Source organism: Thauera linaloolentis 47Lol = DSM 12138 (genome assembly GCF_000310205.1).
Taxonomy (GTDB): domain Bacteria; phylum Pseudomonadota; class Gammaproteobacteria; order Burkholderiales; family Rhodocyclaceae; genus Thauera; species Thauera linaloolentis.
In genome coordinates this window covers 1-8,451 of record NZ_AMXE01000115.1, presented here as the reverse complement: position 1 = coordinate 8,451, position 8,451 = coordinate 1, and the positions used below count along the sequence as shown (strand labels likewise).

Sequence of the window (8,451 nt, the reverse complement as noted above, 5' to 3'; positions counted from 1 at the left end):
CAAGGTCATCACGGTGCGCACGACGGCGTTCGACGCCGCCGCCGAAGGCGGTGCGGCTGCGCTCGAGACGGTGGTGGCCGCGGCCGACCTGGGGGTGGCCTCGCTCGTGAGCCGCGAGCTCATCAAGAGCGCGCGTCCCGAGCTGGGGGCGGCGAAGGTCATCGTCTCGGGCGGGCGGGGCGTGGGCAGCGGCGAGAACTACCAGCAGCTGCTCGAGCCGTTGGCCGACAAGCTTGGCGCGGCGCTGGGCGCCTCGCGCGCCGCGGTCGATGCGGGCTACGTGCCCAACGACTACCAGGTGGGCCAGACGGGCAAGATCGTCGCGCCGCAGCTCTACATCGCGATCGGCATCTCGGGGGCGATCCAGCACCTTGCGGGGATGAAGGACTCGAAGGTGATCGTGGCGATCAACAAGGATCCGGAAGCGCCGATCTTCCAGGTGGCCGACTACGGGCTGGTGGGGGATCTGTTCGAGGTGGTGCCCCAACTGACTGCGGCGGTCTGATCCAGGCTGCTTCAGGCACGGCGGCCTTTCGTGCCGCCGTTCGTTTCGTCCGGAGATCACAGCCCTCTCTCCCCCTGGGTTTCCGGAGCGATCCTTGGCTCGGCAAGCATGGCTTGCCGAGCTTTTTTTGCAGCCCTTTCAGCGCGCCGCAGAGGGAGGCTGGGCGGCGTGAGGCTCGGAGGCGGGCGGGCGCGCCGCGCGGCTCGCCGCATGTCCCGGGTAGTTCATGATGCTGTCGATGAGGGCCTGCGCATAGCTCGGCAGCGAGTCGCCGTAACGCGACAGGACGTGGCGCTCGCGCAGCGCCCATTCCTCGTCGAGTGTCTTGATCGATATCTCCATGGTCTTGCTGTTTCGCCGCGCGGCCGATTCGGGGACGATGCCGACGCCGACGCCGGCTTCCACCATCCGGCAGACCGACTCGAAGTTGCTCACCTGGACCCGGATATGCAGCCGCCGCCGTGCGTTCTGCATCAGTTGGTCGACGAAGGCCTGCAGCGTGCTGCCCTGGTGCAGGCCGATGTAGTCGTAGTCGATGATGTCGGCGAAGTGGACCGTGTCCAGCGCTTCGAGCGGATGGCCCGGGGTGACGGCCAGGACCAGGCGGTCGGTGCTGAAGGTGTGGAGTTCGAGCCCGTCGGCGGTGACGGGGCCCGAGGTGATGCCCAGGTCGGTGGTGCCATCCAGTACGCCGCGAATGATCTCCGACGTGGGGCGCTCCTGCAGATTGACGTCCACCTTGGGGTGGGCGGCGAGGAAGGTGGCGAGCACCTCGGGCATGAACTCGGTGACGGCGGTGGTGTTGGCGAAGACCCGGATGCTGCCCTGCACGCCTTCGCCGAAGCGCTGCAGCTCCGACTTCATGTGCTCGATCTCGTTCAGCACCGTGCGCGCATGCCGCAGCAGGCTCTGGCCCGCCGGCGTCAGGGCGACGCCGCGGGGGGTACGGTACAGCAGCCGTACGCCGGCATTGGCTTCGAGGTTCTTCACACGCGCGCTGACCGCAGGAAGCGACAGGTAGTTGCGTTCGGCGGCCTTCGTCAGGCTCTGGGTTTCCGCAATGAGGCTGAAGAGGGTCAGGTCGCGCAGATCGATGTTCATGCCGTCGTTTCGGGTGTCATCCGTTCGAATGGTATGGCTTCGATGCGCTTTCGTGGCTTCGGTTGTTGTGAAGGCAGGGTAAAGGAATGGCGAATTGTGATCGCTCGAAGCGGAGTCGATGATACGGGAACAGAAAAAAATATGCGTACAAAAGGAGGGCTTATGGATGGTCGGATGGAAAGCGCGGGTGTCGACCTGTCGGCATGGGTCGGCCGGGAGGAACTGCGCAGCGACCGCGTCGATCTCCGCATCGCGCAGGCGCTGGCGGCGACCTTCGACCACGAGCCTTCGCTGCTGGGCATGGGGGATGTGCTCCCGCCCCTGTGGCACTGGGCCTACTTCACGCCCAACACACGGGCCAGCGAAATCGGCCCGGACGGGCATCCGCGGCGCGGTGGCTTCCTGCCGCCTGTAGACCTGCCGAACAGGATGTGGGCCGGGGGGCGCCTGAGTTTCCTGCAGCCCTTGCGCATTGGCGAGCAGATCGATCGCGTGTCCCGGATCCTGCGCTGCGAGCGCAAGAGCGGCCGGACGGGCGATCTGGTGTTCGTGACGGTCGAACATACGATCTCCGGGGCCGGCGGCGTGGCGCTGATCGAGGAGCACGACATCGTCTATCGCAATCCCGCGTCCGGCGGCGGCAAGCCGGCCGGCGAGTCCGTTCCGGATGGATGTGGTTTTCGCCTCCGCATCGATCCGGACCCGGTGCTGCTGTTCCGGTATTCGGCCCTGACTTTCAACGGCCACCGTATCCACTATGACCATCCCTACGTGACGGAAGTCGAAGGGTATCCGGGGCTGATCGTCCACGGCCCGCTGACGGCGACCCTGCTGCTCGAGGCCTTCCGCGAGGCCCATCCGGACAAGCGCATCACGCGCTTCTCGTTCCGGGCGGTCGGGCCGCTGTTCGATACCCACTGCTTCGATGTGTGCGGCCGCGTCACCGCGCCGGGTTCAGCCGAACTGTGGACCGACGAGAACGGGCGCATGACGATGAAGGCCGCCGCTAGCTTCGAGTAGCGCCCCTCGGCGCTTCCTTTCCCGCCGCCGGGCCCGCACAGGGCAGCAGCGCGGCAGCCCGATTGATTCTTGACTGATGCGCTTCAGCGATGCGGCGCAGGGGATCGCCTGTGCCGCGATTTCCCCGCCTTCAACCAGGAGACAGCGATGTCCACTCTGAACACCCCCGACGAGCATCAGGAAATCCGCGATGCGATCCGCAGCCTGTGCGCGGAGTTTCCCGATGAATACTTCCGCAAGATCGACGAGCAGCGCGGCTACCCCGAAGCCTTCGTCGATGCCCTGATCGGCGCCGGCTGGCTGTCGGCGATGATTCCCGAGGAGTACGGCGGCTCCGGCCTCGGGCTGACGGCGGCGTCGGTGATCATGGAAGAGATCAACCGCTCGGGCGGCAATTCGGGCGCGGTGCATGGCCAGATGTACAACATGGGCACGCTGCTGCGCAACGGCAGCAAGGCGCAGAAGGAGAAGTACCTGCCCGACATCGCCGCCGGCAAGCTGCGCATCCAGTCGATGGCGGTCACCGAGCCGACCACCGGCACCGACACCACCAGGATCAAGACCGTCGCGGTGAAGAAGGACGGCCGCTACGTGGTCAATGGCCAGAAGGTGTGGATCTCCCGCGTCCAGCACTCGGACCTGATGATCCTGCTGGCACGGACCACGCCGCTGGCCGAGGTCAAGAAGAAATCCGAAGGCATGTCGATCTTCATCGTCGAGCTGAAGGACGCCGTCGGCAAGGGCCTGACCGTCAGGCCGATCCCCAACCTGGTCAACCACGAGACCAACGAGCTGTTCTTCGACAACCTCGAGATTCCCGAGGAAAACCTGATCGGCGAAGAGGGCAAGGGTTTCAAGTACATCCTCGACGGCCTGAATGCCGAGCGCACGCTGATCGCCGCCGAATGCATCGGCGACGGCTACTGGTTCATCGAACGTGCGGTGAAGTACGCCAATGACCGCGTCGTCTTCGACCGCCCGATCGGCAAGAACCAGGGCGTGCAGTTCCCGATCGCCGACGCCTTCATCGAGATCGAGGCCGCCAACCTGATGCGCTTCAAGGCCTGCGAGCTGTTCGACGCCCGCCAGCCCTGCGGTGCCCAGGCCAACATGGCCAAGTACCTCGCCGCCAAGGCCTCGTGGGAAGCGGCCAACGTCTGCATGCAGACCCACGGCGGTTTCGGCTTCGCCAACGAGTACGACATCGAGCGCAAGTTCCGCGAGACCCGCCTGTACCAGGTGGCGCCGATCTCGACGAACCTGATCTTCTCCTACGTCGCCGAGCACCTGCTCGGGCTGCCGCGTTCGTTCTGAGTCCGGCCAGGGAGCTTGCGCGATGATCGATCAGAACACGCCCGCCGACGCACTGTGCGCCTTCGTCGCCGGCCTGCGCTACGAGCAGTTGCCCGCGCCGGTGGTGGACCGCTGCGAAGAACTCTTCCTCGACTGGATCGCCTCCGCGCTGGCGGCGAAAGGCATGCATCCGCTGCCCCGGTTCGAAGCCTTCGCCCGTGCGATGGGCCCGAGCGGCGGGCAGGCGGAAGCGCTGGCCAGCCGTGGCCGTACCTCGCCGTACTTCGCCGCTTGGGTGAACGCGGCGTCCTCGCACCTGGTGGAGCAGGACGACCTGCACAACAGTTCGGTGCTGCATCCGGCGACGGTGGTGTTTCCCGCCGCGCTGGCAGCGGCGCAGGACACGGGGGCTTCGGGTGAGGAATTCATCGCGGCCTGCGTGGCCGGCTACGAAGCGGGGATCCGCATCGGCGAATTCCTCGGCCGTTCGCACTACCGCATCTTCCACACTACTGCCACGGTCGGCACGCTGGCGGCCGCTGTCGCCGCCGGGCATGTGCTGAAGCTGCCGCCGGAGCAGATGCGCAACGCCATCGGCTCGGCCGGCACCCAGGCGGCGGGGTTGTGGGAGTTCCTGCGCGACGCGGCCGACTCCAAGCAGCTCCACACCGCGCATGCGGCGGCCAGCGGCCTGGTGGCGGCCTATCTCGCGCGTGACGGCGTGACCGCCGCGCGGCGCATTCTCGACGGCGAAAAGGGCATGGCCGCGGGTATGTCGTCCGATGCCGATCCGGCGCGCCTCGGCGACCGGCTCGGCAGCCGCTGGGCCTTGCTCGAAACCTCGTTCAAGTTCCACGCCTCGTGCCGCCACACCCACCCGGCGGCGGATGCGCTGCAGATCGTGATGCAGCGCGAGGGGCTCGCCCACGGCGACATCGAGTCGGTGCTGGCGCGCGTGCACAAGGGCGCGATCGACGTGCTCGGCGTCGTCGATGTGCCGACGACCGTGCATCAGGCGAAGTTCTCGATGGGCACGGTACTGGGCCTGCTCGCGGTGCATGGGGACGCCAGCCTGGAGAGCTTCCGTGACCACGCGCTGAGCGACCCGGCGGTGGCCGCCTTCCGCGACAAGGTCGGTATGACGCTCGACGACGCGGTCGATGCCGCCTACCCCAAGCGCTGGCTGGGTCGGGTCGAGGTCAGGACGGTTTCGGGCGCCCGCTTCGAGGGCGCGATCGACGAACCCAGGGGCGACCCGGGCAACACCTTGTCGCGCGCCGAACTCGCGGACAAGGCGCGGCGCCTCGCGACCTTTTCCGGCGCCGCCAGCCCGGCCGAGATCGACGCCCTGATCGGGCGCGTGTGGCAACTGCGTACCGCGCCCCACATCGGCGCGCTTCTTCCATCTTCCTGAGGGGCCGACCATGACCGACACCCACAAGCCGCAAGCCGGGCCGCTGCCGCTCGAAGGCGTGACCGTCGTCTCGCTCGAGCACGCCATCGCTGCGCCGTTCGCAACCCGCCACCTGGCCGACCTCGGCGCCCGGGTGATCAAGATCGAACGTCCGGGCGTCGGCGATTTCGCCCGCGCCTACGACCACCGCGTCGACGGCATGGCCTCGCATTTCGTCTGGGTCAACCGCTCGAAAGAGAGCCTGACGCTGGATCTCAAGCAGCCCGAGGCGCAGGAAATCCTGCAGAAGCTGCTGGGCAAGGCCGATGTGCTGGTGCAGAACCTCGCGCCCGGCGCGGCCGCCCGCCTGGGGCTGTCATACGAGGCGCTATCGCGGAACGACCCGCGCATCATCGTGTGCGACATCTCCGGCTACGGCGATGGCGGCCCCTATACCGAGAAGAAGGCCTACGACCTGCTGATCCAGAGCGAGTCGGGCTTTCTGTCGATCACCGGCACGCCCGACGAGCAAGTCAAGGCGGGCATCTCGATCGCCGACATCGCCGCCGGCATGTATGCCTATACCAGCATCCTCGGGGCGCTGATCGAACGTGGCAGGACGGGGCGCGGCCGCCGCATCGAGATCGCGATGATCGATGCCATGGTCGAGCTGATGGGCTTCCCGCTGTACTACGCCTACGGCGGCCAGGAACCCCCCAGGCGCAGCGGCGCGTCGCACGCCACGATCTACCCCTACGGCCCGTTCCGCGCGGGCGATGGCCGTACGGTGATGCTCGGCCTGCAGAACGAGCGCGAATGGGCAGTGTTCTGCGACAAGGTGCTCGGCGATGCGCAGCTCGCGGCCGATGCGCGCTTTGTCAGCAATGCGCAGCGCGTGGCCAACCGCGAAGCGCTCCGCGCCCTGATCGAGCAGGCATTTGCCGGCCACGGCGCCGAGGATGTCCTCGCCAGGCTCGATCAGGCGGGCATCGCCAATGCCAACGTCAACACGATGAACGATATCTGGCTGCATCCCCAGCTCCAGGCACGCCGGCGCTGGACCACGGTGGATTCGCCGGCCGGGCTGCTGCCCGCGCTGCAGCCGCCGGGTATGGGCGGCGACCATCCGGCGCGCATGGACCCGGTGCCGGCGCTCGGCGCCCACACCGACGCGATCCTCGACGAACTCGGCTACGGCGGCCGCGCCGCCGGCCTGCATGCAAGGAAGGTGGTGTGATGGAAGCAAAACTCGATCTGGCGCGGGCCCGGAGCTTCCTGTTCGTGCCAGCCAGCCGGCCGGAGCGCATCGCCAAGGCCTTCGCCTCCGGCACCGACGTGGTCATCGTCGACCTGGAGGACGCGGTCGCGCCCGCCGACAAACCGGGGGCGCGCCAGGCGCTGCTGGCCTGGCTGGACGCCAACCCGGATGCGGCGGTGGTGGTGCGCATCAATGCCGCCGGCACCGCCTGGCATGGGGACGACCTGCAAGCCTGTCGTCATGCGGGCGTGGCCGGGGTGATGCTGCCGAAGGCCGACAGCGCCACCCAGGTGCGCCATGCCCACAGTGGCAGCGCCAAGCCGGTGCTGGCGATCATCGAGACGGGGGCGGGGCTGGAGGCGCTGCGCGAAATCGCCGGCGCGGAAGGCTGCGCCCGCCTGGTGTTCGGCAAGCTCGACCTGGCGGTCGAGCTGGACCTGGTGCCGGACGAGGCCGACGCCGAGGAGCTCGTCTTCCTGCCCTGGCGCGCGCTGCTGGTGCTCGCCAGCCAGCGTGCCGGCCTGCCGGCGCCGGTGGACGGCGTGTTCACCGTGATCGGCGATGCCCAGGCGCTGCAGCGCTATGCCGCGCGCGCGCGCCGGCATGGTTTCGGCGGGCAGTTGCTGATCCATCCCAGCCAGGTACAGGTGGCGGCGGCCGCGTTCACTCCCTCTGCCAGTGAAATCCAGTGGGCGCACGCGGTGCAGCAGGCCGCCGCCGCCGCGGGCGGAGGGGCCGCGGTGGTCGAGGGGCGGATGGTCGATGCACCTGTCATTTCGCGCGCCGAGCGTGTCCTGGCCGTCGCCGCCACCTTCGGCCTCTGATGTCCAGTTTTTACCGTCGTTCTTACAACAAGCAGGAGGAGACCATGAGCAAATTTTCCCAACTTCGCCGTACCCTGATCGGCAGCGCGCTGTCGCTGGCCTTGGCGCCCTTGTCGACGCTCGCCGTCGCCGCCGAGCCGATCGTCATCAAGTTCAGCCACGTCGTCGCGCAGGACACGCCCAAGGGCAAAGGGGCCGACAAGTTCAAGGAACTGGCCGAGAAATACACCAATGGCGCAGTCAGGATCGAGGTCTACCCGAACAGCACGCTGTACAAGGACAAGGAAGAGGTGGAGGCGCTGCAACTGGGCGCGGTGCAGATGCTCGCGCCTTCATTGTCGAAGTTCGGCCCGCTGGGCGTGCGCGAGTTCGAGGTCTTCGACCTGCCCTACATCTTCGACGGCTACGAGGCCCTGCACAAGGTGACCAAGGGCGCCGTCGGCCAGCAGTTGCTCGACAAGCTGGAGCCGCGCGGCATCAAGGGCCTGGCCTACTGGGACAACGGCTTCAAGGCGCTGAGCGCGAACACCCCGATCAGGGCGCCGGCGGACTTGCGCGGCAAGAAACTGCGCATCCAGTCGTCCAAGGTGCTCGAGGAGCAGATGCGTGAAGTGAAGGCCTTGCCGCAGGTGATGGCCTTCTCCGAGGTCTATCAGGCGCTGCAGACCGGCGTCGTGGACGGCACCGAAAACACCCTGTCGAACTACTTCACACAGAAGGTCCACGAGGTGCAGAAGCACCTGGCCCTGACCGACCATGGCTACATCGGCTACGCGGTGATCACCAACAAGCGCTTCTGGGACGGCCTGCCCGCGGACGTGCGCGGGCAACTCGAGAAGGCGATGGACGAAGCCACCGACTACGCCAACCAGATCGCCAAGGAAGAAAACGACCAGATGCTGGAGGCGGTGCGCGCCTCGGGCAGAACCGAGATCCACGCGCTGAGCGACGCGGAACGCGCGGCGTTCATCAAGGCGCTGCTACCGGTGCACAAGAAGATGGAATCGCGCGTGGGTGCGACGACGATCAAGTCGATCTACGAAGCCACCGGCTTCGA

General features: G+C 67.4%; 8 protein-coding genes. 7 read left to right on the top strand and 1 reads right to left on the bottom strand.

Features of this window, described 5'->3' with window-relative positions:
* Window positions 1-505: electron transfer flavoprotein subunit alpha/FixB family protein (locus tag C666_RS17710; RefSeq protein ID WP_004346046.1), on the top strand; the 505-nt coding region annotated here is incomplete at its 5' end.
* Between the two features lie 138 nt (window positions 506-643).
* On the opposite strand, the gene C666_RS17705 is transcribed toward C666_RS17710, so the two are convergent.
* On the bottom strand, window positions 644-1,606 hold the full coding sequence (locus C666_RS17705) for a LysR family transcriptional regulator (RefSeq protein ID WP_004346044.1): 963 nt from the start codon (window positions 1,604-1,606) through the stop codon (window positions 644-646).
* A 174-nt stretch (window positions 1,607-1,780) separates the two neighbouring features.
* Between C666_RS17705 and C666_RS17700 the strand changes: the two genes are divergently transcribed.
* The 6 genes from C666_RS17700 to C666_RS17675 form a co-directional block, all read left to right on the top strand.
* Window positions 1,781-2,626 carry an HTD2 family dehydratase gene (locus C666_RS17700; RefSeq protein WP_004346042.1) on the top strand — a complete coding sequence of 282 codons (846 nt, stop codon included), beginning with the start codon at window positions 1,781-1,783 and terminating at the stop codon, window positions 2,624-2,626.
* 147 nt (window positions 2,627-2,773) lie between these two features.
* Window positions 2,774-3,940, top strand: a complete 1,167-nt coding sequence (locus tag C666_RS17695; RefSeq protein ID WP_004346039.1) for an acyl-CoA dehydrogenase family protein — start codon at window positions 2,774-2,776, stop codon at window positions 3,938-3,940.
* Window positions 3,941-3,962: 22 nt separating this feature from the next.
* A complete protein-coding gene (locus tag C666_RS17690; protein WP_004346037.1) occupies window positions 3,963-5,333 on the top strand; it encodes an MmgE/PrpD family protein in 1,371 nt (456 codons plus the stop codon).
* Between the two features lie 10 nt (window positions 5,334-5,343).
* Window positions 5,344-6,549, top strand: a complete 1,206-nt coding sequence (locus C666_RS17685; RefSeq protein WP_004346035.1) for a CaiB/BaiF CoA transferase family protein — start codon at window positions 5,344-5,346, stop codon at window positions 6,547-6,549.
* Window positions 6,549-7,394, top strand: a complete 846-nt coding sequence (locus C666_RS17680; protein WP_004346032.1) for an HpcH/HpaI aldolase/citrate lyase family protein — start codon at window positions 6,549-6,551, stop codon at window positions 7,392-7,394. The genes C666_RS17685 and C666_RS17680 overlap by 1 nt, the downstream gene beginning before the upstream one ends.
* A 44-nt stretch (window positions 7,395-7,438) precedes the next feature.
* Window positions 7,439-8,451, top strand: a 1,013-nt coding sequence (locus C666_RS17675) for a TRAP transporter substrate-binding protein (protein WP_004346030.1), incomplete at its 3' end; no start/stop codon positions are given.

Excerpts from the sequence above, each read along its gene's own strand:
- C666_RS17700 (WP_004346042.1), top strand. The coding sequence starts at position 1,781 with ATGGAAAGCGCGGGTGTCGACCTGTCGGCATGGGTCGGCCGGGAGGAA.
- C666_RS17695 (WP_004346039.1), top strand. The coding sequence starts at position 2,774 with ATGTCCACTCTGAACACCCCCGACGAGCATCAGGAAATCCGCGATGCG.
- C666_RS17705 (WP_004346044.1), bottom strand. The coding sequence starts at position 1,606 with ATGAACATCGATCTGCGCGACCTGACCCTCTTCAGCCTCATTGCGGAA.
- C666_RS17680 (WP_004346032.1), top strand. The coding sequence starts at position 6,549 with ATGGAAGCAAAACTCGATCTGGCGCGGGCCCGGAGCTTCCTGTTCGTG.
- C666_RS17690 (WP_004346037.1), top strand. The coding sequence starts at position 3,963 with ATGATCGATCAGAACACGCCCGCCGACGCACTGTGCGCCTTCGTCGCC.
- C666_RS17685 (WP_004346035.1), top strand. The coding sequence starts at position 5,344 with ATGACCGACACCCACAAGCCGCAAGCCGGGCCGCTGCCGCTCGAAGGC.